The organism is Arthrobacter sp. 10L430 (genome assembly GCF_056395245.1).
This window is the reverse complement of record NZ_JBFTJD010000005.1, coordinates 51702-74303: the sequence shown is the minus strand read 5'-3', so window position 1 is coordinate 74303 and position 22602 is coordinate 51702. Positions and strand designations below refer to the sequence as shown.

Annotated in this window: 21 protein-coding genes and 2 pseudogenes; 8 read left to right on the top strand and 15 right to left on the bottom strand. The window is 63.8% G+C overall.

What is annotated here, in order from left to right; all coding sequences use genetic code 11:
* Positions 1-61 precede the first annotated feature (61 nt).
* The 6 genes from AC1DDG_RS06810 (at position 62) to AC1DDG_RS06785 (ending at position 6288) form a co-directional block, all read left to right on the top strand.
* On the top strand, positions 62-994 hold the full coding sequence (locus AC1DDG_RS06810) for an NAD(P)-dependent oxidoreductase (protein ID WP_476875457.1): 933 nt from the start codon (positions 62-64) through the stop codon (positions 992-994).
* Between the two features lie 90 nt (positions 995-1084).
* Entirely contained in the window at positions 1085-2098 is a 1014-nt protein-coding gene (iolG, locus tag AC1DDG_RS06805) for an inositol 2-dehydrogenase (protein WP_476875456.1), read from the top strand.
* 2 nt (positions 2099-2100) lie between these two features.
* Positions 2101-2886, top strand: a complete 786-nt coding sequence (locus AC1DDG_RS06800; protein ID WP_476875455.1) for an SDR family oxidoreductase — start codon at positions 2101-2103, stop codon at positions 2884-2886.
* On the top strand, positions 2883-3770 hold the full coding sequence (locus AC1DDG_RS06795) for a sugar phosphate isomerase/epimerase family protein (RefSeq protein ID WP_476875454.1): 888 nt from the start codon (positions 2883-2885) through the stop codon (positions 3768-3770). The genes AC1DDG_RS06800 and AC1DDG_RS06795 overlap by 4 nt, the downstream gene beginning before the upstream one ends.
* Complete coding sequence (locus AC1DDG_RS06790; protein ID WP_476875453.1) at positions 3767-4792, top strand: Gfo/Idh/MocA family protein; 1026 nt, start codon at positions 3767-3769, stop codon at positions 4790-4792. Before AC1DDG_RS06795 ends, AC1DDG_RS06790 begins: the two co-directional genes overlap by 4 nt.
* A gap of 2 nt (positions 4793-4794) precedes the next feature.
* Entirely contained in the window at positions 4795-6288 is a 1494-nt protein-coding gene (locus AC1DDG_RS06785) for a CoA-acylating methylmalonate-semialdehyde dehydrogenase (RefSeq protein WP_476875452.1), read from the top strand.
* 291 nt (positions 6289-6579) lie between these two features.
* Here the strand turns inward: AC1DDG_RS06785 and AC1DDG_RS06780 are convergent, their stop codons facing one another.
* The 7 genes from AC1DDG_RS06780 to AC1DDG_RS06750 form a co-directional block, all read right to left on the bottom strand.
* Complete coding sequence (locus AC1DDG_RS06780; RefSeq protein ID WP_476875451.1) at positions 6580-7947, bottom strand: ferredoxin reductase family protein; 1368 nt, start codon at positions 7945-7947, stop codon at positions 6580-6582.
* A gap of 358 nt (positions 7948-8305) precedes the next feature.
* Positions 8306-8500 (bottom strand): hypothetical protein, encoded by a 195-nt coding sequence (locus tag AC1DDG_RS06775; protein WP_476875450.1) that lies wholly within the window; start codon positions 8498-8500, stop codon positions 8306-8308.
* 320 nt (positions 8501-8820) lie between these two features.
* The gene (locus AC1DDG_RS06770; RefSeq protein WP_476875449.1) at positions 8821-9177 is read right to left on the bottom strand and encodes a hypothetical protein; all 357 of its coding nucleotides are present in this window, start codon (positions 9175-9177) and stop codon (positions 8821-8823) included.
* A gap of 559 nt (positions 9178-9736) precedes the next feature.
* Positions 9737-9967 carry an aquaporin gene (locus AC1DDG_RS06765; protein WP_476875669.1) on the bottom strand — a complete coding sequence of 77 codons (231 nt, stop codon included), beginning with the start codon at positions 9965-9967 and terminating at the stop codon, positions 9737-9739.
* Positions 9940-10374, bottom strand: coding sequence for a hypothetical protein (locus AC1DDG_RS06760; RefSeq protein WP_476875682.1), 435 nt, complete (start codon positions 10372-10374; stop codon positions 9940-9942). The genes AC1DDG_RS06765 and AC1DDG_RS06760 overlap by 28 nt, the downstream gene beginning before the upstream one ends.
* Complete coding sequence (locus tag AC1DDG_RS06755; protein WP_476875448.1) at positions 10371-10559, bottom strand: HAD hydrolase family protein; 189 nt, start codon at positions 10557-10559, stop codon at positions 10371-10373. Before AC1DDG_RS06755 ends, AC1DDG_RS06760 begins: the two co-directional genes overlap by 4 nt.
* 319 nt (positions 10560-10878) lie before the next feature.
* Positions 10879-11094 (bottom strand): hypothetical protein, encoded by a 216-nt coding sequence (locus tag AC1DDG_RS06750; protein ID WP_476875447.1) that lies wholly within the window; start codon positions 11092-11094, stop codon positions 10879-10881.
* 262 nt (positions 11095-11356) lie between these two features.
* On the opposite strand from AC1DDG_RS06750, the gene AC1DDG_RS06745 reads away from it, so the two are divergent.
* Together AC1DDG_RS06745 and AC1DDG_RS06740 are read left to right on the top strand one after the other, a co-directional pair.
* On the top strand, positions 11357-11971 hold the full coding sequence (locus AC1DDG_RS06745; RefSeq protein ID WP_476875446.1) for a dihydrofolate reductase family protein: 615 nt from the start codon (positions 11357-11359) through the stop codon (positions 11969-11971).
* Between the two features lie 306 nt (positions 11972-12277).
* Positions 12278-12409, top strand: a pseudogene (locus AC1DDG_RS06740) (histidine phosphatase family protein); the annotation flags it as partial.
* A gap of 319 nt (positions 12410-12728) precedes the next feature.
* Here AC1DDG_RS06740 and AC1DDG_RS06735 read toward each other — a convergent pair.
* The 8 genes and pseudogenes from AC1DDG_RS06735 to AC1DDG_RS06700 all read right to left on the bottom strand — a co-directional run bounded on the left by AC1DDG_RS06735 (position 12729) and on the right by AC1DDG_RS06700 (position 21326).
* Positions 12729-14234 (bottom strand): glycoside hydrolase family 32 protein, encoded by a 1506-nt coding sequence (locus tag AC1DDG_RS06735; RefSeq protein WP_476875445.1) that lies wholly within the window; start codon positions 14232-14234, stop codon positions 12729-12731.
* A gap of 157 nt (positions 14235-14391) precedes the next feature.
* A pseudogene (locus tag AC1DDG_RS06730) lies at positions 14392-14481 on the bottom strand (carbohydrate kinase); the annotation flags it as partial.
* A 19-nt stretch (positions 14482-14500) separates the two neighbouring features.
* Positions 14501-15451: an ABC transporter ATP-binding protein gene (locus AC1DDG_RS06725; protein WP_476875444.1), complete on the bottom strand. Its 951-nt coding sequence runs from the start codon at positions 15449-15451 to the stop codon at positions 14501-14503.
* A complete protein-coding gene (locus AC1DDG_RS06720) occupies positions 15448-16485 on the bottom strand; it encodes an ABC transporter ATP-binding protein (protein WP_476875443.1) in 1038 nt (345 codons plus the stop codon). Before AC1DDG_RS06720 ends, AC1DDG_RS06725 begins: the two co-directional genes overlap by 4 nt.
* A gap of 3 nt (positions 16486-16488) precedes the next feature.
* Positions 16489-17427 carry an ABC transporter permease gene (locus tag AC1DDG_RS06715; protein ID WP_230119409.1) on the bottom strand — a complete coding sequence of 313 codons (939 nt, stop codon included), beginning with the start codon at positions 17425-17427 and terminating at the stop codon, positions 16489-16491.
* 13 nt (positions 17428-17440) lie between these two features.
* Positions 17441-18418 carry an ABC transporter permease gene (locus AC1DDG_RS06710; RefSeq protein ID WP_476875442.1) on the bottom strand — a complete coding sequence of 326 codons (978 nt, stop codon included), beginning with the start codon at positions 18416-18418 and terminating at the stop codon, positions 17441-17443.
* 137 nt (positions 18419-18555) lie between these two features.
* The gene (locus AC1DDG_RS06705) at positions 18556-20232 is read right to left on the bottom strand and encodes an ABC transporter substrate-binding protein (protein ID WP_476875441.1); all 1677 of its coding nucleotides are present in this window, start codon (positions 20230-20232) and stop codon (positions 18556-18558) included.
* A 53-nt stretch (positions 20233-20285) separates the two neighbouring features.
* Positions 20286-21326, bottom strand: coding sequence for a LacI family DNA-binding transcriptional regulator (locus AC1DDG_RS06700; protein WP_230119406.1), 1041 nt, complete (start codon positions 21324-21326; stop codon positions 20286-20288).
* Positions 21327-22602: the final 1276 nt, after the last annotated feature.

Genomic DNA, 22602 nt, shown 5'->3' with positions numbered 1-22602 from the left:
CCGTCACCCCGCAGGCTGCCAAGCCCTTCGGGAGTGCACCCTCACATCTTCAAGGATGACGATGGCTTCAATAACCACACCCCAAATACTCGTAGCTCTCGGCAGCGTAGAAGCCGGACTGGTCGAACCGGAACTGGCTCCGCACCAGCAAATCATCCACAACCCTACCGAGGATGACCTTGCCCGGGCTGATGCCGCCATTGTCCGCGCCGCTTACCGGGTGGACCGTGAACTCCTTGACCGCATGCCCGCACTGAAGGTCATCGCCAGGACCGGCGTCGGCACAGACCTTGTGGACGTCGCGGAGGCTAACCGCCGCGGCATCCCTGTGGTGATCACACCCGGGAGCAACACGGCGTCCGTCGCCGAAGGCGTGTTCTCCCACCTGCTGGCACTGGTCAAGAAGCTGTCGACGCTGACGTCTCTGGTCCGGGATGGCCGCTGGGACGAGCGGTCCGGGGTGGCCGTCGGGGACCTGGAGGGCTTCACCCTGGGCATCATCGGATACGGGCGCATCGGGCGCCGCGTGGCCCGGATCGCCGAGGCCTTCGACCTCAAGGTCCTGGCCTTCGATCCGTTCGCAGACGTCGCCGCCGCCATCCGCTGCGAATCCGTCGAGGAACTGCTGGGCCGCAGCGACTTCGTCACCCTGCACGTGCCTTTGACGCCGGAAAACCACAACCTCATCAGCGCCGATCGCCTCGCACTGATGCCCGCCGGGGCAATCCTCGTCAACTGCAGCAGGGGCGGACTCGTGGACCTGGATGCGGCCCACGAAGCCCTTCTCACAGGGCAGCTGGGCGGACTCGGTCTGGACGTCTACGACCCCGAACCGCCGGCCCACCACGCCGTCTTTGACCATGCGAATGTGGTCCTGACGCCCCACCTCATGGGATTCACCCGCCAGGGAATGGCCCACACGGTCCGCGACGCCGCCAAGGGCGCCGTCGACGTCCTCGCAGGCCGCTCCCCGGCAGCAGTGGCCGCCCCGTGACAAACAGGGGCGGCCCCACCAATCTCAACCATGCTCAATCAACCGCAGACGGATCAACCGCCGGCGGGAACCAGGAAAGGACCCTTACCCATGTCCAGTGAACGACCGCTCAAGGTTGCACTCTTCGGATCCGGCCGCATCGGTCAGGTCCACGCCCGGAACATCGCCGACCACCCCGATCTGGAACTGGCTTGGATCGCTGACCCGTTCATCAAGGGCGCGCAGGAACTCGCCGCCGCCACCGGAGCCCAGGCCGTCGAAACCGCCGATGAGGTTTTCGCCAACGCCGACCTGGACGCCATCATCATCGGCTCGCCGACGCCCACCCACGTCGACCTGATCTCCCGGGCAACGGCCGCCGGCGTCGCAGCGCTCTGCGAAAAGCCCATCGACCTGGACATCGACCGTGTCCGCGAGTGCCGGGACCAGATCCGCGGCACCACCAGCCCGCTGATGCTTGGTTTCAACCGCCGGTTCGACCCGAATTTCGCCTCGCTCCGAGCACGCGTTGAGGCCAGCGAAATCGGCCGCCTGGAACAGCTGACCATCATCAGCCGCGACCCGGCTCCCGCGCCCAAGGCGTACATCGAAACGTCCGGCGGGATCTTCCGGGACCAGAGCATCCACGACCTCGACATGGCCCGGTTCTTTGTCCCGGACATCATCGAAGTATCGGCAACCGGCTCGAACCTGTTCTGCGACTACATCGAAGAGGCCGGTGACTTCGACTCGGTGGTCATCAACCTCCGGGGACGCGGTGGCGAACAGATCACCATCATCAATTCCCGCCACAGCGCCTACGGCCACGACCAGCGGCTCGAAGCCTTCGGCAGCGAGGGCCTGCTGACCGCCGGCAACATGGCCCCCACCACCGTGCGCAAGTACAGCGCCGCCGGCACCGAAGAGTCCGACGCCTACCTGCCGTTCTTTCTGGAACGCTACGGCCAGGCCTACCGCAAGGAGCTGGACAGCTTCGTCAAGGCCATCCGCGGCGGTACCAGCTGCAGCCCCGGCTTCGACGACGGCGTCATGGCCCTCGTGCTGGCCAACGCTGCCGAGGAATCCGCCAGGTCCGGCCGCGTCGTCACCATCGGAAAGGAGTAGGGATGAACAGCCCGCTCCTCGCTGACAAGGTGGTCCTTGTTAGCGGCGGCACCCAAGGCCTGGGTGCCGGCATTGCCCGCCGGGCAGCAGCCGAAGGCGCCGCCGGAGTGGCCGTGACCGGCCGCAACGCCGACTCGGGCGAACGGCTCGCCGCCGAGCTGGAGAAGTCCGGCGTCAAGGCCCGCTTCATCAAGACCGATCTGGCAGATGTCGACCAGGCCCGGAACTCGGTCCTGGAAACCATCTCCGTGTTCGGACGGCTCGACTGCGCCGTGAACGCCGCAGGCCTGACCACACGCGGAACCATGCTGGACACAACACCGGAACTCTTCGATGCGCACATCGCCGTCAACCTGAAGTCCCCGTTCTTCATCATGGCCGAAACGATCAAACACCTCCGTGAACGAGGAGCTCCCGGCAGCATCCTGAACGTCATTTCCATCGCCGAACTCGGCGGCCAGTCTTACCTGGCGCCCTACGTGGCGGCGAAGGCCGGGCTGGCCGGTGCTACCCGGAACGCCGCCCACGCCCACCGCTGGGACAAGATCCGGATCAACGGCCTGGACATCGGCTGGACGGCCACGGAGGGCGAAGAAGAGACGCAGCGGAAATTTCATGGCGCAGGAGACGACTGGCTGGAAAAGGCCAACGCCTCGGTGCCGATGGGCAAGCTCGGCCAAGTGGACGAGATCGCCGAATTTGCAGTTTTTCTCCTCTCCAGCCGGAGCGGAGTGGTCACCGGCTCGGTCATTGACTGGGATCAGAACGTACTTGGAGGATCAGATTGAGCACCATCACCAGCCGCCTTGCCGCCGCCCCCATTTCCTGGGGAGTATGCGAAGTCCCCGGGTGGGGGCACCAGCTTGACGCAGACCGCGTCCTGTCCGAGATGACCGCGCTGGGCATCACCGCCACGGAATTCGGCCCGGCAGGCTTCCTGCCGGAGGAAGCCGCCGCACGCGCCGAGGTGCTGCAACGGCACAACCTGCAGGCCATCGGAGGATTCTTCCCGATCATCCTGCACGATGCCGCCAAAGACCCGCTCAAGGCGGTTTCGGCGGAACTGGACGCCTACCAGGCAGCAGGGGCCAGCATCATGGTGCTGGCCGCGGAGACCGGCGTCGCCGGGTACGATCAACGCCACGAGCTCGACGCCGATGGCTGGCAACTGTTCGGCCGGAACCTGGACACCATCGTCAAGGCCGCCGCGGATCAGGGCATCCAGGCAGTGGTGCACCCGCACGTAGGCACCATGATCGAGACAACGTCGGACGTCAACCGCGTCCTCAACGACACCGCCGCGAACCTTTGCCTGGACACCGGACACCTTCTGATCGGCGGCACGGATCCCGGGCAGCTCGCCCGGGACTACGCCTCACGCATCGGCCACACGCACCTCAAAGACGTGCGCAAGGCCGTCGCCGAGCGGGTCCAGAACGGTGCAATTTCCTACACCGACGGGGTCAAGGCCGGGATGTACGTGCCCCTGGGCCAGGGGGATGCCGGAATCGCCGACATCGTTCTGCACCTCCTGGAAGCAGGTTATGGCGGATGGTTCACGATGGAACAGGACACCATCCTGGAAGGCGCACCGGCAGGCGACGGGCCCGTGCGGGATGTCCGGCAGTCTGTGGCCTTCCTCCGTAACCTGGAAGCCGGGCTCGCCACATGAGCGCGGTGCGCTGGGGCGTTCTCACCACCGCCCGCATCGCCCAGGACAGGTTCCTGCCGGCCATGCACAAAGCCCGCAACGCCACCGCCTCGGCGATCAGCAGCCCGAACGGCCGCGCCGCCGAGGTCGCCGCCCGCTTCGGCATCCCGGCCGCCTACTCTTCACACGAGGAACTGCTCGCCGATCCGGCCATCGAGGCCGTCTACCTGCCGTTTCCCAATGGACTGCACGCCGAGTGGATCATCGCAGCGGCAGAGGCGGGCAAGGACATCCTCTGCGAGAAGCCACTGGTGGGAAGCCTCGAGGACTACGCCCGCGTCGTCGAGGCCTGCCAGAGCAACGGTGTGAGCCTGATGGAGGCGTTTATGTACCGTTTCCATCCGCAGCACCAGAAAGTCCGCGAGTTCATCGACGCGGGCCGGATCGGGCAGGTTATCTCGATGCATGCGCGCTTCCACTTTGTGATGGACCGCAGCCCGGGGGAGGTCCGGCTGGAGACGGGTCTTGAGGGAGGTGCCGTCAATGATGTGGGATGCTACGCCGTCGACATCATGAACATGGTGATGGGACGGGCTCCCGTCAGCGTATATGCCAAGGGAACAAGCCCCGCGGACCCTGTGGAGACCACCGTCGCCGCGATCCTTGATTACGACGGCGTCATCGGAACCCTGGACTGCGGCTTCGAAGGACCCCGCGTAAACACGTTCCAGATCATCGGCACCAAGGGACAGATAACGCTCGACAATGCGTTTGACCCGGACCCCGGGGACCCGGCACGGGTGACCGTTTCTCTCCGGGACGGCGGCACCGAGGCCTTCGATGTCATCGAAGACCCGTTCAAGGTCGAAATTGAACGGTTCAGCATCTGGGCCCGGAGCGCCGGGCAAGAGGTTGTCCATCAGGAACTGACCGAGCAGAACCTGGCCGTCCGGCTGGCCCTCCATGAATCTCTCGCCGCAGGCCTCCCACGGAACGTCGAACCGGTGCACGCCGTGGAACACCACTTACTTCAGGAGCAATAACAATGACCGTCATCAACCACTTCATCAGCGGATCCGAGGCCTCCGGCACCGGAACCGACACCAAGCCTGTCTACAACCCCGCTACGGGCGCCGTAACCGCAGAGCTGCGGCTGGCCAACCCGGCGGATCTTGACGCGACCGTCGCGGCAGCGAAGGCCGCGGCCGTCAGCTGGGGCGATATTTCCCTGGCCAAGCGCACCGCGGTGCTGTTCAAGTTCCGCGAACTCGTCGCCGCGCACGTGGATGACCTCGCCGAACTGATCACCGCCGAGCACGGCAAGGTCCTCTCCGACGCGAAGGGCGAGATCGGCCGCGGCCTGGAAGTCATCGAGTTCGCGTGCGGCATCCCCACCCTGCTCAAGGGCGACTACTCGGACCAGGTCTCCACCGGGATCGACGTGTTCTCCTTCCGCGAGCCGATCGGCGTCGTCGCTGGGATCACCCCGTTCAACTTCCCGGTCATGGTGCCTTTGTGGATGGCCCCGATGGCGATCGCGACCGGCAACGCCTTCATCCTCAAGCCCTCCCACCGGGTCCCCTCCGCGGCCATGCTGCTGGCCGCCCTCTTCAAGCAGGCAGGCCTGCCCGACGGCGTGTTCCAGGTCCTGCACGGCGACCGGGAGGTCGTTTCCGGCCTCCTGACCCACCCCGACGTGGACGGCATCTCCTTCGTCGGCTCCACCCCGGTGGCCAAGCACATCAATGAGGTAGCCACTGCGCATGGCAAGCGGGTCCAGGCCCTGGGCGGTGCGAAGAACCACGCGATCGTCCTGCCCGACGCCGACCTCGACAACGCCGCCGACCACCTCGCCGCCGCCGCATTCGGCTCCGCCGGCCAGCGGTGCATGGCCATCTCCGTCGCGGTCGCCGTCGGTGATGCCGCCGATCTGCTGGTGAAGAAGGTCGAGGAGCGCGCCGTGGCGGTCAAGGTCAAGAACGGCACAGAACCGGACGCCGACATGGGCCCGGTCATCAGCGCGGACTCCAGGAACTTCATCGTAAAGACCATCACCGAAGCGGAAGCCGCGGGAGCGGCGATGGTTGTCGACGGCCGCCACCTGGTGGTCCCCGGCCACGAAGACGGCTTCTGGGTCGGCCCCACCGTCATTGACCATGTAAAGACCGAAATGAGCGCCTACACCGAGGAGATCTTCGGCCCGGTCCTCGTGGTGGTCCGCGTGGAGGACCTGGAGGAGGGCATCAAGCTCATCAACGCCAACCCTTACGGCAACGGCACCGCTATCTTCACTTCCTCCGGCGCCAGCGCGCGGAAGTTCCAGCGCTCCGTCGACGTCGGAATGATCGGCATTAACGTGCCGCTGCCCGTACCCGTGGCCTACTACTCCTTCGGTGGCTGGAAGGCCTCGCTCTTCGGCGACAAGCACATCTACGGCCCCGAAGGTGTGTCCTTCTACACCCGCGGCAAGGTCATCACCTCCCGCTGGCCCGAAGCCAGCCACGCCTCCGGCGCTTCATACAACTTCCCCTCCAACTGACCGGATCCCGTATTGCGGGGGCCCGGCACGGGGAGACGCCCCTGTAGATCGGCCGCGCTAAGGGGCAGCGCGGCCGATCTTGGGGCTGCGGACAATCTACAGAGCCGTGACGCTTCCATGAAGCACGCGGGTTCGCTAGCACCCAACCGGACCACACAGACCCAATGCGGTACTACTGTCGGGATCTCTGAACGGCAGCCTGCACATTGCTTCTCGGCTTCTCGGTTTCCCGCGTGGTGGAAACCGGCTTTCCCGTGTGCGCGCCGGGTGGAGCTTGGCGTTGCAGGATAGCTAGAAGTTGAATTCCTCTTGGTGGAGTTGTCGCCGCGGCAGGCCGGCCTGCGTTAAGGCCATTGTCGCGGCGGAGGAGAACCTGGGTGATGCGCATATATAGACGTCCCGGGCTGCAAGATCCGGAACTATGGTCCTGAGGCTTTGGGCGGTGATTGCGTTGCGGGGGTCGGACGCCGGTCCAGTCAGGAAGATCAGCTGTGCTCCGCGGTGCCGGGCGATGTGTTCGAGCTCGTCGCGGAAGAGTATCTCGTCGGCGGAGGAGGCCCGGTACAGCAGGGTCAGTTCTCTTCCGGGGACTGGCAGTGTCTCAAAGAGGGCGCGCATCGGGGTGATTCCGACCCCACCGCCTATCAGGAGGACTCCCCGGCCTTGACGCCGCTCTTTCGTCATGGCACCGTACGGACCTGCCGCGAGGACTCTTGTACCCGTTCGCACTGAGTGGATCAATCGCGTTCCGTCGCCGACCGCTTTGACGGTTATTCGCAGAAACTGGTTGTGGGGCGGGGCCGAAAGTGAGAAGGGGTGGGACGATCGCCACAGCGTCCTGGTCAGGAATCTCCAGCGGAAAAATTGTCCGGATTCGGCGTTGAGCTCGTGGAGGTGACGGCCCCGAAGAATGATGCTGACCACTCCGGCTCCCTCATCGACTATATGATCCACACGCAGCCTGTGGCGCCATACCTGTGTGAGCGGGGCCAGAACCCTGTACCGCAGGATCAGCCCGAAGCTGAGCGTGTAGAGGAGGCTCCATGCCACCTGAACGAGGGGGAGGCCGGCCAAGTCGGGGCCAGCCAGCTCGTGGAAGAAGGACAAAGCGATCGCCAGGTAGGTCAGCAGGTGAAGGAAGTGCCAGGTTTCGTACCTTAGCCTTCGGCGCATGCTCTGCGCCGAAATGATTCCAACGGCGAGAAAGATCACCGTTCCCGCTGTGGCCGCGATGAGTCCCGGCATGCGGAGGACATCGATGGTTGCGGCCACCAACGAGGTGCCTTGGCCCATAGCCCAGGCCGCGGTCGCGGCAACGCCGTGGATAAGGATCAGGCAGACGATGGCCCTGCCGCCTACGCCGTGCCATCGGGCCAGCCGGTCTGCACCGACTCCCCGTTCCAGGGCTGGTGCACGGGACATCAGGGCCACCATTACTGTTACTCCGTAACCGGCAAGCAGGCCGGAGGTGTGGGCCAGGAGGGGCAGATTGAACCGCAGCGGCTGGGGAGCGCTAACGTCGGCCAGGGCAGTGGCCGCGATGGCGCCGGCTGTAATCAGCCAGAGCACCACAGCAGGCGGGACAGTCCGCGGAGCAGTCTCCGAGGGCACACCCGGGAGTGTTGATACGTCCCATTGACGGTCGGCTGACAGGGTCATCGTCTTCTTCCTTCGAGGCGGCCAGGTGGCTGGACTCGCCTATGTGTTGTTTTGATGGGCAATCCTCAACGTCCTCCCCGGCCGCGGCCGCGGGCCGTCCTGTCCCTGGCGGGCGCTGGGACTGGTTGTTGATTCGGTGCGGCAAGTACAAAGGAGTCGTTCGCGGTCGCCACGGAGACGGCGGTGGGCTGAACGGGCGAGACGGCTGGTGCGTTCAGGCCGAGCTGCAGACCGGTGATGGCGGCAGCGCCGATGACCGTCACGGACAGTGCCCGCTGGAGCCGGGCCCATGCCCGAGATCGGCCTCGTGTTGGTGGCCGGACTGGTCCGGGTCTCGGACGCGCGGGTGCTGCGGTGCTCACGGCTGGTTCCGGCCGGCCACGACCGGGTACGCGTTCCCCGCAGTTTCTGCGGTGATGTCCGGTGCTGCTGACGATTCGTTCGAGATCTGCCAGGTGGTGCCAAGCACAGCCGTCAATGCCATGGCGGCCAACGCCGACGTAAGGCCCGGGCGGCCGGTGGTCAGTGGGGCGATGGGGCGGTAGGTGATCATCAGGGTCCTCCTTGGAACGGGTGTTCCGGTAACCGCTCTACTGCGGTGGAATAGTAGGGGACTTAGCGAGACCTTTGTCCTGGGGTGCAGTGGCGAGGTGGTCGGGACGGCCCAGCCCCGGTGACCCCACCAGGCCCAGAAGTGAGATGTTCCGGACACATGTTCCGCTGCGGTCCTGCCGCCCATTCAGGTTTGAGCGCGGACCGCGACGCTGTTTGGCTCCGTGCGCGGCCGCGCGGCCCGACGGTCAGATTTGCGAGGCTAAAGGGCCTTCGGGCGGACGCAGCAGTGCAGCGTCCGCCCGAAGGAGTACGGCAGGATCAGTGGCCGCCGTTGCCGCCGGTTTCGGTGACGGTGAAGTTGGCGTCGAGTTTGACGGTGGCGTGAGTGCCGTCGGTTTTGGTGATGTGGGCTTCGTAGGCGGCGCTGCCGTCGCCCTCGGTTTCCATGCGGTCAACGGTGGCGCCAGTGTAGGCAGCAAGCACCGCGGCCTTGACCTTGGTCGCCGTGTCACCGGTGAGTTCCGTTTCGTTCCCGGTGTTTGACCCGTCGGAGGCTGCCGTTGATGTGTTGGTGGTGGCGGCGTTGGCAGGCAGGGACATGGCCGTGAGGGCGCCGCCGCCGATGAGGGCGCCGACCAGGGTGGCGCCTGCCGCGATTTTCCGGACGTTGTTCACAGTTATGCTCCTTGCTGGTCCACTCCGGATTTCGAAGCTGTTCCAATCCTCAGGTGGAAATCTGTCGGACCACTATCACCCTGCTGTGCGCATACTGTGAGCTTTTCGGGTTGGACGTTGTCCGCCGTGAGGGTGTGGATGACGACCGCGTCGCCCAACGTCAGGTTCGTCCGGGTGAGGCCGTGCTGACGGTTCGAAGAACAATGCCGGCCTTTGCCAACCGAATCTCGGCACCGGGATGCTGATCTCCGTACCTTGGTTTGCGGGCCGCCACGAACACTCAGGCCACGCCAGCCACACGTCCTTGGCAGGGCGTGGCTATGGGAGGGTTCCTTGGGCGGCCTTGCGCCCGGTGGGTCCACCTCCCGGGCCACGAAGGATGTACGCGATTCCGACGGCGAGTAAGGCATCAATGAGCGGTCCGTCGACGTAGATCCAGGTATGGGTGACATCACCACGTACCAGGTCGGGTCTATGCCCCCACAGCGAAGGCAGAGAGCGTTCCCACGTTCTGGGCTCCCGAAGGCGCCCCCGAGAATCGTGCTGACCAGCCCCAGGGTCAGCAGGATCTCGATGGCCAGGCACTGCGGATCGGTGAAGCCCGGCCCCGGGACGGTGGCCCCGTTGTCCCCTTGGAGCCGAAGATCCCGCGCAACACAGCCGCGGCCAGGCCGGCCCCGGCCGTCTGGGCAAGGATGTAGCCCGGTACGCGGCGCCATTGGAAGTCTCCGCATAACGCGAAGGCTATGCTGACCACCGGGTTCAGGTGGGCTCCGGAGATGGCACCCATGAAGAGAATGATCGCGAACACCATCTCAAATACACCACAATCATTGCCAGCAGAGCCAGAAAGAACGGGACAGGCAACGGGGCAAATCCCAGCACATCGCAAGCGGGGACAGCGGGAGAAAGACGGTGTCGGCCACCACGCCCAGGGAGGCGGCCGGGAGGCCTGCCGAGGGCCGGCTGCGCAGGAACGGGACCCTCCTGGTCCACATGGCCAAAATGATCAGCGTCTGGGTGGGTTCCTGTGTCGACACGGTCGCCGGGGATGGCCAGCTGCCCGGTGTCATAGAGGAGGTTGTTCAGCAGGATCTGCCCGGGCAGCATGGGCAGGAAACTCAGGACCACGGCAGCGACGGCGGCGCTGAACATGTTGCCGAAGTTACTGGAGGTTCCAACGACGACATATTTCATCGTGTTCGCGAAGATCCGTCGTTCTTCATCACTCCTTCGGCCAGCACGCCGAGGTCCTTTTCCAGGAGCACGACGTCGGCCGCGTCCTTGGCGTCGTCCGTGGCGCTGTCCACGGACAGGCCTATGTCGGCATGGTGCAGGGCAAGCGCATCGTTAACGCCGTCCCCAAGGAAGCCAACGGCCACGCCGTCTTAGCGAAGCAGCCGGACCAGCCGGGCCTTTTGTCCCGGGAGACCCTGGCAAATATGCCCGTTTGCCGGGCGGCGGCCCGGAGCTCCGGATCCGACAGGTTTTCGATCTGTGTACCGGTCAGCGTTCCGCCTGAGACCAGCCCCAGATCGGAACAGACCTTCTCGGCCACCCGGGGGTTGTAGCCCGTGGCGACCTTGACGGCGATTCCCAACGAAGCGAGCTTTCCACGGATGGATACGGGTCCAGCATTGAAATGGCCCCGCGCGGCAACCTGGGCCTTTGCGCAGTCGAGGTTCACGGGAGTCGGTGCCGTCAGCGCTTGTCGCGGTCGTTGAATTCTTCGTCCAGTTCGTAGTGGCGGAATTCCGTTTCAGGGTCGGGTTCGCCGTCAACCACGACTTCGTGGTCGAGCTGGCGTTGGACCTGACTGTCCAGGACCTGTAGTTCGTGGTCCAGGACCTTGCCCAGATCCTCCGGGAACGCGTCTTCCGGAGTGAGGTGCAGCTTTTCGATCATTGAGTCCGCCATGCTTTCATACTGTGCCTTGTTTTGTTCAGTGTAGCTGTGATGAACAGAAGGCGTGTCCGCCCTTTCTGTTGGCATAGCTACGCACGGTTCGGATTCCGTGCCCCCGCGGTTCCGACTGCTCAGCGTCTCCGCCCGCGTCCATCTCTCGACCTGCCGTCCGCTCGTCGCTAATGTGGCACGCAGTGATATCGATTCCGGGCTATCCCGATCGACGCACAGGCAGAGGCGGCATCTGGTCGCCGTTCACGCGAAGGAGCGCACCATGGGAATCCTCTCAGTCGATCTGTTCATCACCCTCGACGGCGTGTACCAGGCGCCGGGCGGCCCCGACGAGGACCGCGAGGGCGGCTTCGAGTTCGGTGGCTGGCAGGCAGCGTATTCCGACGACGAGACCGGCGAGGCGATCGTCGCCGGCATCAACCGCATGGACGCACTGTTGCTCGGACGCAAAACCTACGACATCTTCGCGGCGTTCTGGCCCACCCGGGGCAACGACGACCCGATCGCGGTGACGTTCAACGCCTTGCCGAAGTTCGTCGTGTCGCGCTCCCTGACCGACCCGGCATGGGACGGAACCACAGCGCTGTCGGATGTCGCGGAGGTGGCCGCGCTGAAAGACCGGTTCGACGACATCCACGTCATCGGCAGCGGAGGCCTCGCACGGTCGCTGCTCGAGGCCGACCTCGTCGACCGGCTGAACCTCTTCCTCTACCCGCTCACTTTCGGATCGGGTAAGCGGCTGTTCGCCGACGGCACCGGCGTGCCGGCAGCATTCCGCGTCGCGCAGCCGCCGCGGGCCTTCCCCAAAGGCGCGATCTCGCTCGCATACGAGCGCGCGGGCGCGCCGATCACGGGCATCGACATCAGCCAAGGGTAGCGGCGCCCGGCCCTCGGGCAGGTGTCGCGCCCTCGGCATCCGCTAAGCCATGGCCTGTTGCATGCTTATGCGCATAGCAAAGGCGTCTACGGCCCGTCCTCGATCCGGTGACACGGGCAGCATGCAGTTGGCAGAACGAGCAGACCATAATCTGCGGGCAAGCCGAGCCGCAGGTCTCCTGTCGGGCGTTGCCATTCAGCGGACTGGCTCTGGGAAACGGTCGTTCATGCGAGAACTCCGTGCTGGATGCGAATCGGCCCTTTCGCGTAACCGCAGTTTCCAAAGCCTGCCGGCTGTCAGGCCAGAATGAACCGCATGACCCTTACGACGTTCGCCCTCATCCGCCATGGCCAGACTGACTGGAATGCGCAGCGCCGGCTGCAGGGATCCAGCGACATTCCGCTCAACGGCATCGGCCGCGGCCAGGCGTCCAACGCCGCAAAGTAGAAATCAGGCCCTACTCTGACAAGCTTTGGTCGGCCGACCTGGCGTCCGGTTGAGGTGTGCCCTAACTGGAACGCAATACCGGGACTGGACTCGTCCAGGTCAGGGGCGACCGGTGGCGGTGCGCGTGAGTGACCGCCAGCAAGACCACCTGACCGCGATCACCAGGCCGTTCTCGATGAGGCAGGAAACGTATGCCGGTGGCGCGACCTGTACAGCTACTCCGGCACCCGCGGCATCGTCGTGATCTTCTCCAATCCTGGGCATCGTGAATTCTGAAGCCGGCAAGTCATCCATTTGCGGCAGGCCGGGTCTATATCAAGGGCGTGATCGTCAGGCTCTCGAGTGTTGCCGAGCCGCCGTGGGCGTAGATGGAGACTCCGGTGCTTGTTTTGTCCGGGAAGATCAGGTCGGTGAGCACCAGCTCGCCGTGTTGGGCGAAGACCTCAACAGAGCAGTGGTCGACGTAGATCTTCAGCCTGTATCGGCCGTCCCAGGCGTTGATGGGCGCGGTGTCGACGGAAGGGAATCCATCATGGAAGCCCGTGTCACCCGAGGCGGTCCGGTCAAGGATGAGGCGGCCCTGGGCGGGGTTGATGCCGATTCGGGTTCCTTCCGTGCCGCTCCCACGAACGATGAGGCCGAATTCCTCGGCCGTCCCGGCCGTAAAGTCGGCTTCGATGAGCTGAACCGTGCCCGTGGCGGCGGGGATCGGGCGTGTTTCCCCGGCCAAATGGATGGGGCCGGACTGAACTGCCGGCACCTCACCGCGGCAGACGGCTTCCTCGACGACATTCTGGACTAATCTGGTGCGGCCGCCAACGGTGGCCAGGGAGAGTTCCCGGGGCAGAGACATGGGGCTGCGCCACGGTGACGTCGGGATCTGATTGGCATAGTCCCAGTTGTTCATCCAGCCGATCATGATACGCCTGCCGTCGGGGGCGTCGCTGAAGGAGACGGCGGCGTAATAGTCCCGTCCCCAGTCCAGCCAGTGGTACTCCTGAAGGCGGTCGGGGTCCTGCGCCCCGCTGGTGATGGTGGAGTCGGAGGTGAATGTGACGCCGTCGAAGTCTCCTGTGAAGTACTGCCCGGCTGAACCGCCGTTCGGGCCGCCGGGATTCAAATTCACCGTCAGAACCCATTTCAGCTCCTGTGGATTGCCGTCCACCGGCAGGGCAAACAGGTCCGGACATTCCCAGATGCCGCCGGTGGCGTTGGCGGGGCCGAAATCGCTGAGGTGTTCCCAGGCTTTCAGGTCCTCGGACTTGTAGAGGACTACTTTGTAGTTTTCGGCTTCGACGGCCGCCATCACCCAGTAGGAGCCGGCCCCGCCGTCGTAGCGGAAAACTTTTGGGTCACGGAAGTTGGCCGAGTTACGGCTGAGCACGGGATTGCCCGCGTATTTTTCCCACGTGAAGCCGCCGTCCAGACTGTAGGCCAGTGACTGCGCCTGGACGCCGTGCAACGGCGAGGCATTCTTGTAGGCGCTGGTGTAGACGGCTACCAGCGGGGGCGCCGTTGCGGTGCCGAACCCGCTGCTGTTTTGGCTGTCGAATACTATGCTGCCGGAGAAGATGTCCTCCTGCTCGTCGCAGGCAATCGCGACAGGCTGTTCGGTCCAGTCGGCGAGGTTTTCCGAGGTCGCGTGGCCCCAGGACATGTTTCCCCAGGTGTTTCCGAAAGGATTGTTTTGATAGTAGAGGTGGTACACGCCCTGATGGTGGATCAGCCCGTTGGGATCATTGAGCCAGGTGTTTCGGGCCGTGTAATGCAGGGCGGGCCGGAAGGTTTCAGAGTGTGTGGTGGTCACGGCCGTCATGGGAGGTGTCTCGTTTCAGGTTCGGGATGAGGCAAGGAAAGGGCCTGGATCGTGCGGTGATCGGCAGGTTTGCGGCGGTGTTGGGGCGCGAGAGCCGTGGTTGGTGGTCAGCTGACCAGGCTTGCCCCCGCACTTCGGACGCGGAGGGGACGCTGATTTCCGGGCCGATTGAGGTCAGGAACCCTGTCGAAACATCCAGACGGGCGAGTCCGTAGGCCACATTCGCCGGTGAGCCCCCGGGGTGGTCGGTGGCGGGCTGGGGGCGGTCAGGCGGCAGATCCTGGCACTTTGAGCGCCCAATGGAATTCGCTGAGGGTGACACGTTCGCCGCTTCCCCGATTGGCGTTCCGTTCCGTGGCATTCCTCTTCGGCGGGCGGACGGTCTGGGTCCTGCGGGCGTCGGGGACGGCGGAGAGCAGCAACTGTGTGTACGGGTGATGGGGGGCGGCCATCAGCTCGATGCTCTCACCGCCCTCGACCAGATCCCCGGCGCACATCACCAGGGTTGTGTCCGCGATGTAGCGTGCGGATGCGAGGTCGTGGGTGATGTATAGCATGGACACGCCCCGTTCATCGCGGAGTTTGCGCATCAGATTGAGAATTCCGATGCGGACCGAGACGTCGAGCATTGAGGTGGGTTCGTCGGCCAGTATGATTTCCGGTTCCACGGCCAGGGCTCTGGCGATGGCGACGCGCTGCCGTTGTCCGCCGGACAGCTGGTGGGGGTAGCGGTCCAGCATCTGCTCGCCCAGGCCGACCGTTGCCATGAGTTCACGCAGTTTGACTTTGAGGGCCTTCGGGCTGTCGTTTTCTCCGTGAAGCTGTAGCGGACGTGTCAGGAAGTGCTCGATGCGGTGTGCCGGGTTGAGGGATCCGAAGGGGTCCTGGAAGACCATCTGGACCTTGCTCCGGTATTTCATTGATGCCTTGCGCCGTTCGGAGGCAAAGATGTCTTGTCCGTCGATGATGAGTTGGCCGCCGGTGGGCTGCTCAAGGCGGGCGAGAATGCGGGCGATGGTGCTTTTTCCGCTGCCGGATTCCCCGACAAGTGCCACAATCTCGCCGTGGTTGATGTCAAAGGAGACGTCGTTTACCGCGCGTACGGTCGAACGGAAGGGAAAGCTTCCCAGATGATAGTCCTTGCTCAGGTTGCGTACCTGGACCAGGGGCTCGGTCGCCCTTTCGGGGCGGGATGAGGTGCTGTGTGCGGGGCTCATCGGCGTGACCTTACGCGGGGGACGACGTATTCGGGTAGGAGTAGGCACGCTGCGTCGTGGTTTTCGGCTTTTGGAAGGAGCGGTGGCGCGACGGTGCGGCACGCGTCGATAGCGAGCGGGCACCGGGGGTGGAAGCGGCAGCCGGTGGGAGGGTGGGCCATGTTCGGCGGGGCGTCCGGGATGCCTGTCAACTCAACTCTCGGGCCGGTCAGCGGCGGAAACGCTCCCATGAGGGCGTTGGTGTAGGGGTGAAGCGGGTTCTCCAGCATGTCCTTGGAGGGAGCGACCTCGACCAGCTTTCCCGCATACATCACGGCCATGCGGTGGGAGAGCTCGACCATGAGTGAGATGTCGTGGGTGATGAACAGAATGGAAAACCCCAGCCGCTGCTGAAGTTCTTTGATCTGGTGCATGATGTCCTGCTGAACCACCACGTCCAGGGCCGTGGTGGGTTCGTCCATGATGAGAAGGGAGGGTTTGAGCGCCAGCGCGATCGCGATCACTGCCCGCTGGCGCATTCCGCCGGAGAGCTGGTGCGGGTAGGACTTGAGGCGGTCGGGGCTGATGTCGACAAGTTTCAGCAGCTCCGCGGCACGTTCGCGGGCGGCTTTCTTGGGCATCCTTTCATGCGTGGTAAAGACGTCGACGATCTGATCTCCGATGGTCATGACGGGGTTCAGGGAGTTCATCGCGCTTTGGAAGACCATCGCCACGTCGCGCCAGCGGGTGCGTCGCAGTTCTTCTTCGCCCAGGTCCAGGAGATTCTTTCCGTTGAGCTCGATGGAGCCGCCTGTGATTTTTGCCGGGGTCTGCAGGAGCCGCATGACCGCGTTTGCGATGGTGGACTTGCCGCAGCCTGATTCACCGGCGAGGCCGAACACTTCTCCTGCGCCGATGTCGAAGCTGACACCATCGACGGCGGTAACGTTTCCGATTTCTGCCGTGTATTGGACCTGCAGGTTTTTCACGCTCAGCACGGGAGCGGCGGCGGTCCGGCCGATGTTTCCCCGGTCCTGTTCAGTTAGGGTTTCCATCTGTCAGCCTTTCTTTTCCACGCGCAGGCGGGGGTTGGTGATTTCATCAACGGCGTAGTTGATCAGGGCCAGGGCAAATGCGACGACGGCGATGGCTACGCCCGAGGGCAGGAGCACCCACCAGTCGCCGGTCATCAGGGCGCCGTCGTTGTTTGCCCAATAGAGGTTGGTTCCCCAGCTGACCGAGCCGGTATCGCCGAGCCCCAGGAACTCCAGGCCTGCCTGGGCGCCGATGCCGTAAATGACGCAGCCGAGCAGGGTGCTCATGACGATGGAGGCCATGTTGGGCAGGATTTCCCGGAACATGATGCGCCAGGCTTTCTCACCGGTCACCACGGCCGCGGCGACGAAGTCCTTGCTGCGCAGAGACAGTGCCTGGGAGCGGAGCACACGAGCGCTGCCGGCCCAGCCGGTGATGACCAGGACGATGACGACAGTGGCGGGGCCCGGGGGCAGGAAGGCGGCGAGGACCACCAGGAGTGGAAGTCCGGGGATGAGCAGGAAAATGTTGGTCAGCAGCGAGAGTAGTTCGTCGATGGCCTTGCCGAAGTACGCGGAGGCGATGCCGACGAGGCAGCCGATGAAGGTCGCCGCTATGCCCACGATGAATCCGACCGTCAGTGAGCTTCGCGATCCCCACAGGGTCAAAGCGAGCACGTCCTGGCCTTTGGAGGTGGTTCCGAGCAGGTGGGCCGCGGATGGCGCCAGGGATGCTTCGGGGCCGAAGTCGGAGGGGTTTCCCGGGGCCAGGAGGGGTGCCAGCAGTGCCAGGAGGGCAAATACGACCAGGACGGCCAGCCCGAAGAGGGCCTTCTTGTTCGTGAGGATGCCGTGGACGAACCCTCCGTGGGCCAGTCGTCCGGGGACCGGAGGTTCGGGTACTTGAACGGTGGGGTTGCCGGCCGTGGTGGTCGCGGTAGGTGTTGAGTTTGTAAGTGACATGGGGGACCTGTTTCTAGCTGACCCGGACCCGGGGGTCCAGCCGTACGTAAATGATGTCGACCAGGAAGTTAGCTGCCAGCACGGCGGCGGTGATGGTCAGGAAGATGCCTTGGGTCAGCGGGTAGTCCAGCGCCTGGACGGAGGTCAGGAGCTGGTAGCCGATGCCCGGGTACGCGAACACGGTTTCGGTGAGGAGAGCGCCGCCGACGACGAAGCCAAGGGACATGCCGAACGACGTCACTGAGGGCAGCATGGCGTTGCGCGCCGCGTACTGGAACATGATCCGTGCCGGACGGAGTCCCTTGGCCCGAGCCATCGTGATGTAGTCCTCAGAGGTAGTGGCGATCATCGTGTTGCGCATCCCCAGCATCCAACCGCCGATGGAGACCAGGACAATGGTCAGGGCCGGGAGGATGAGGTGAGCGGCTACGTCGCCGATGTATTCGAAGGAGAACGAGGCGCTGAGCCCCGTGGAGAAGGCATGGCTCAGAGGCAGCCAGCCCAGGGTTATCCCAAACAGATATAGAGCGGCCATGGCCAGCCAAAAGTAGGGAAATGATCCGACGAAAATCAGCAGCGGAGGAAAGACGGAATCCAGGAACTTTCCGCGCCGCCATGCTGCCAGGACGCCGAGGAAATTGCCCAGAATGACGGCAATAACCAGGGAGGTGCCGCCGAGCAGGAGGGTCCATCCGATCTGTGATCCGATCACCTCCGAAACGGGGGAGGGGAACCGGGACAGCGAGATGCCCATGTCCCCACGGAAGATGTTGCCGATGTACGCGAGGTACTGTTCCCAGAGGGGCCGGTCGTCCAGACCGAAGAGCCGGCGGAGCGCATCCACCTGGTCCGGGCGCATCTGAGACTGGACTTGGGAGAACATTCTGCTGACGGGGTCCCCGGGCATCAGCCGCGGGAGGAAGAAATTCAGGGTGATGCAGGCCCAGAAGGCGATTACGTAGAACCCCAGGCGGCGGAGGAGGAATACCATGATTCCGCTTCTTTCTTGATGATTGTTGCGCCGCCCGGGGATCGGTCCGGGTCCGGCAGGTGGTAACGGTGCGGTGCGTGTGTGCAGCGGCTTTGGTGGCTGTTCGGGGCCGGTGGCCCCGAACAGCCACGTGATGCCTACTGGGCCGGCTTGAGTGAGGTCAGAACCAGCACTGTGGTGGCCGAGCGGGCCGAAAGAGTTGCATACGGGTTATCGTTGCTGGGCCAGCCCGTGAATCGCTGGTCGGTGTAGGCGCCCCACGCCGGACCGGAAAACAGCGGGATCACCGGGGCCACGTCATTGAAGCGTGCCTCCAAGGAGTCAATGAGGGTCTTCTGCGCTGCCGGGTCTGCCGTTGCCGCCAGCTTGTCGAGCGTTGCGGTCGCTTCCGCGTCGCCGAACCGGTGGTAGTTTTCGTTGGCTTTTTTGCCGACCGGCACAACAACCTTCTGTGACATTACGCCGCGGTAGAACTCGAAGGGCGTCGCGGCGGAGTTGCTCCAGACGATGCCGCTGTCGAAGGATCCGTCAGTGTACCCGGAGACGACCTGGGACCAGTCAGGGGAGTTGACCTCGACCTTCACACCGAGTTTTTCCATGTTCTTGGAGATGATCTGACCGACGGAGAGCCAGTCCGAAGATGCCGAGCCGACAGAGAACTTGAACTGGAACGGCTTGCCGTCCTTGAGGGTGCGGATACCGTCGGTTCCCTTTTTGTAGCCGGCGGCATCGAGCATCTGGTTGGCTTTGTCCGCGTTCAGCTTCGTCCAGTCGCACTGCTCGACGATGCCCTGGTCGCGCCAGCTGTTGTAGGCGTCGCTGAGGCCGGTGCAGTCGGCGGGGTGGGTGTAGCCTGACATGCCCAGGCTGGCGACCTGATCGCGGTCCACGGCCATGCTGAGTGCTTTGCGTACGACTGGATCGTTAAAGGGAGCCTTGGTGGTGTTCAGCTGCCAGTTGATCGTGCCCCCGGTGGTGGGGTACCAGAAGTGGCGGTGTGCCGGATCCTTGTCGATGAAGGTTTTCTGGACGTTGGGGATGAACTGGTCGCTCCAGTCCACGTCGCCGTTCTGCAGGGCGAGGTTGGCCCCGGAGTTGCCGGCGAATGCCAGCATCCTGATCCCGGTAAGCTGCTGCTTTTCCGGCTGCCAGTAATTGGGGTTCTTATCAAGTTCGAATGACTGTGTCTGGAAATGGGAGACCTGTGTGTAGGGGCCGGTGCCCACCGGGTTGTCGTTGGTGGCCTTTGCCGGGTCCGCGATCTTGGACCAGACATGCTTCGGGGCGATGACCTGCTGGCCGACTTCGTAAAGTCCGGGTGCGTAGGGCTTGTTGAAATCGAAGCGGACGGTGTGTGCGTCGACGGCGGAGACCTTGGCCAGGTAGTCGAATCCGCCTTGGATCTTTTTCTGGAGTTCAAAGGTGTACACAACGTCGTCGGCGGTCAGAGGCTGTCCGTCTGACCACTTAACCCCGTCGCGGAGGGTGAATGTCACTCCCTTGCCGTCTTTGTCTGCTTTCCACGATGCCCCGAGCCAGGGTACGGGTTCGCCCTTGACAGGGTTGACGATCAGCAGGGCCTCAAAGACCGACTGCTGCGTCATCGGAAGCGCGTTCGGGGAGAACGGGTTGAAGTTGCTGGTGAACGTTGCGGTGTCCTCCCGGGGGATTGTCAGGAGCCCGTTGGAGGAGCCTCCACCTTTTGCTGCGCCTCCAGATGTGTTTCCGGCGCTGCAGCCGGTCAGAGCCAGCGCGCCGATCGCCAGTGTGGCTGCAACCACCGACAGCGACCTTTTGGGATGGATTTTGGGCATGAGGGAACTCGATTCGTCAGTGAAATGGAGATGGGGTTAGCGGATGGTGGACGTCAGGACGCCGGGACCGGCAGGCGCGCGGATGTACGCTCCACCAGAGGGCATTCGATAACGTGTTGGAGCGGGGCCAGATCGCGGTTCGCTGCCAGTTTTGCCAGCAGCGCGACGCCGGTTGCGCCCATTTGCCGGAACGGCAGTGCGACGGTCGTCAGGCTCGGTCGCAGGTAGTTGGCGATAATTTCCTGGTTGTCGAAGCCAACCACGGAGATATCGTCCCCGATACGAAGCCCTCGTTCTTTGATGGCGTCGTAAGCGCCCATGGCCATACGGTCAGTGGCGCAGAAGATCGCGGTAGGCGGCAAAGCGCTGTCAAGGAGGGAGGACGCCGCGCGGTAGCCCTGATCTGCCTCGCCGTCCTCGTTAATGATCAACTTCTCATCTAGACCTATACCTGCCTGTTCAAGGGCGCGGATGTAACCGGACCGGCGGCCGATGGCTGCTGGAATGACCGGATCAAGGTTGATGAGCCCGATCCGGTCGTGTCCGGCCCCGATGAGCCTCATCGTGGCGGCGTAGCCACCCTGAGCCTCGTCAGGAATGACGGAATGGAGTTTGGCCGCCTCGTCAAAACAGTGAACCAGGACCGTCGGCACCTCGTCCGCAACAGCAGGCAACCGCACACCCCTATGCCAGCTTGTTGCATAGATCAGACCCTCGACACGGTGCTCGAGCATCGTCTCGATGGCCTGCCGGTCGGCGTCAATGCTGCAGTCAGTGCTGGCGATGAGAAGTGTCTTACCCTCCCGCGCGGCCTGTTCCTGGGCGCCCCGGACGATGTTGGCGGCAAAAGGCGCGGTCACGATTTCCGTAATAAGCCCGTACAGCCTGGTCTGCTTGGACGCCAACGCTCGTGCTCCCGCGTTCGGGCGGTAGCCCAGTTCGGTCACGGCCCGGTGGACGCGGTCACGGGTTTCTTGTGGAATCCCGTTTCCCGTTCCACCATTCAGGACAAAGGAAACCGTCGTCCGGGAGACCCCGACATGGTCCGCGACATCCTGCATCGTCACTTTGGCCTGCCGTGAGTTCGTCTTCATTGACCGTCCGATGTCTAGTAACTAGGGCTGAACTTTGGATAAGAGTCTAGCTGGATCCACTTATGCGCGTTACTAACGCGCGTTAGTGGATGTGAGGTAAAACATATCCCGCGTTGGGTTGGGGTGTCAAGGAGCATGTGAGCGACCACTGTAATAACCAGCCGCCTGAGTGCATGGCAGATCACAGCGCAGGAAGGGGACATACCGGCCCTGGGGCGCATGAAGTGGTCGCCATGGTCCAGCTACCGTGCTTGTTCATGCGGCGCCGTCGAGGGGCAGCAGGTCCTGTCTTGCAGATTATGCAATCGGAGCACTTCAGGTTGGCGTAATCTTCGCTATCGGTACTCACCGTGAGGGCGGCGGGTAGCGCGGTCTGACTCACGTCAGGGGGCCGGGACCATCCAGAAACCGGCGACAGCAGCGCTGCCCGGTTCAGTGGTCATGCGAAAGGCATGTGCCGATACCGGCCCTACGTTAAGGTCCAGATTCACGCTTTTTGCCTTTCCGCAATCGAGGGCCAGCTCGTGCCCCGTTCCTCCTCGGCGATCGGGCTGCGAGATGGTGAGCGATGCCTTGAGTACGCCGAGGCATGCAGCGGTTACCTTGTAGCTTCCCTTGGGTATGCCAATGACCGAGGCGCGGTACCCGTCGCCGCCCAGTCCGCCTGAGCCGCCCAAAACGACACCATCAGGTCTAGGGCCCAGGCGGAAATCCAGTTGCGCCTGGTTACTTGCCCGGACGGCGGCGAGGTCGGGGTCGGCCTTTGGCGGGGGAGGGGGTGCTGGCCGGGAGGTGCCGGCGTGTGCGGTAGCCGGAGCCGCCTCCTCGTTCATGTATTCACAGGAACATAAAGCCACTCCAGAACTGGCTAAAACCAGTAACATCGCGATACCGCGGATCCAACATTTACCCCCAAGAGTTGACATGCCCGAAGCCTATCTCCATCCTGGCGGAGGTAAACCGTACTTTTGCACTAGTGAAGTTGCACCGGAGCCTTCCTCAGTTCTTCAACCGTCCTTAGTCAAGATTGATGCGTTTCCCGTGCGGTTTCAGTCTGCGCCTCGTCAGGAGTGGGGATCGCACGGGTAGGCAATGTGGGTCTAGCTGTTTCGCCGGCCCGCCCCGGCGGGCAGTTGCAGACCATCGCACCACGGGCCCCCTTCCGAGCCGCAGCTTGACATAATGTAGATTATCGGCGTTTAAACAACGGGAGTAGAAGTGGATGCGAGAACTCCCGCCCCTGGGAGAATCCGGTGTTTCCGCAGGTCAGACGTAG

Excerpts from the sequence above, each read along its gene's own strand:
- AC1DDG_RS06810 (WP_476875457.1), top strand. The coding sequence starts at position 62 with ATGGCTTCAATAACCACACCCCAAATACTCGTAGCTCTCGGCAGCGTA.
- iolG (WP_476875456.1), top strand. The coding sequence starts at position 1,085 with ATGTCCAGTGAACGACCGCTCAAGGTTGCACTCTTCGGATCCGGCCGC.
- AC1DDG_RS06800 (WP_476875455.1), top strand. The coding sequence starts at position 2,101 with ATGAACAGCCCGCTCCTCGCTGACAAGGTGGTCCTTGTTAGCGGCGGC.
- AC1DDG_RS06790 (WP_476875453.1), top strand. The coding sequence starts at position 3,767 with ATGAGCGCGGTGCGCTGGGGCGTTCTCACCACCGCCCGCATCGCCCAG.
- AC1DDG_RS06785 (WP_476875452.1), top strand. The coding sequence starts at position 4,795 with ATGACCGTCATCAACCACTTCATCAGCGGATCCGAGGCCTCCGGCACC.
- AC1DDG_RS06780 (WP_476875451.1), bottom strand. The coding sequence starts at position 7,947 with ATGACCCTGTCAGCCGACCGTCAATGGGACGTATCAACACTCCCGGGT.
- AC1DDG_RS06775 (WP_476875450.1), bottom strand. The coding sequence starts at position 8,500 with ATGATCACCTACCGCCCCATCGCCCCACTGACCACCGGCCGCCCGGGC.
- AC1DDG_RS06765 (WP_476875669.1), bottom strand. The coding sequence starts at position 9,967 with ATGGGTGCCATCTCCGGAGCCCACCTGAACCCGGTGGTCAGCATAGCC.
- AC1DDG_RS06760 (WP_476875682.1), bottom strand. The coding sequence starts at position 10,374 with ATGAAATATGTCGTCGTTGGAACCTCCAGTAACTTCGGCAACATGTTC.
- AC1DDG_RS06750 (WP_476875447.1), bottom strand. The coding sequence starts at position 11,094 with ATGGCGGACTCAATGATCGAAAAGCTGCACCTCACTCCGGAAGACGCG.
- AC1DDG_RS06745 (WP_476875446.1), top strand. The coding sequence starts at position 11,357 with ATGGGAATCCTCTCAGTCGATCTGTTCATCACCCTCGACGGCGTGTAC.
- AC1DDG_RS06735 (WP_476875445.1), bottom strand. The coding sequence starts at position 14,234 with ATGACGGCCGTGACCACCACACACTCTGAAACCTTCCGGCCCGCCCTG.
- AC1DDG_RS06725 (WP_476875444.1), bottom strand. The coding sequence starts at position 15,451 with ATGAGCCCCGCACACAGCACCTCATCCCGCCCCGAAAGGGCGACCGAG.
- AC1DDG_RS06720 (WP_476875443.1), bottom strand. The coding sequence starts at position 16,485 with ATGGAAACCCTAACTGAACAGGACCGGGGAAACATCGGCCGGACCGCC.
- AC1DDG_RS06715 (WP_230119409.1), bottom strand. The coding sequence starts at position 17,427 with ATGTCACTTACAAACTCAACACCTACCGCGACCACCACGGCCGGCAAC.
- AC1DDG_RS06710 (WP_476875442.1), bottom strand. The coding sequence starts at position 18,418 with ATGGTATTCCTCCTCCGCCGCCTGGGGTTCTACGTAATCGCCTTCTGG.
- AC1DDG_RS06705 (WP_476875441.1), bottom strand. The coding sequence starts at position 20,232 with ATGCCCAAAATCCATCCCAAAAGGTCGCTGTCGGTGGTTGCAGCCACA.
- AC1DDG_RS06700 (WP_230119406.1), bottom strand. The coding sequence starts at position 21,326 with ATGAAGACGAACTCACGGCAGGCCAAAGTGACGATGCAGGATGTCGCG.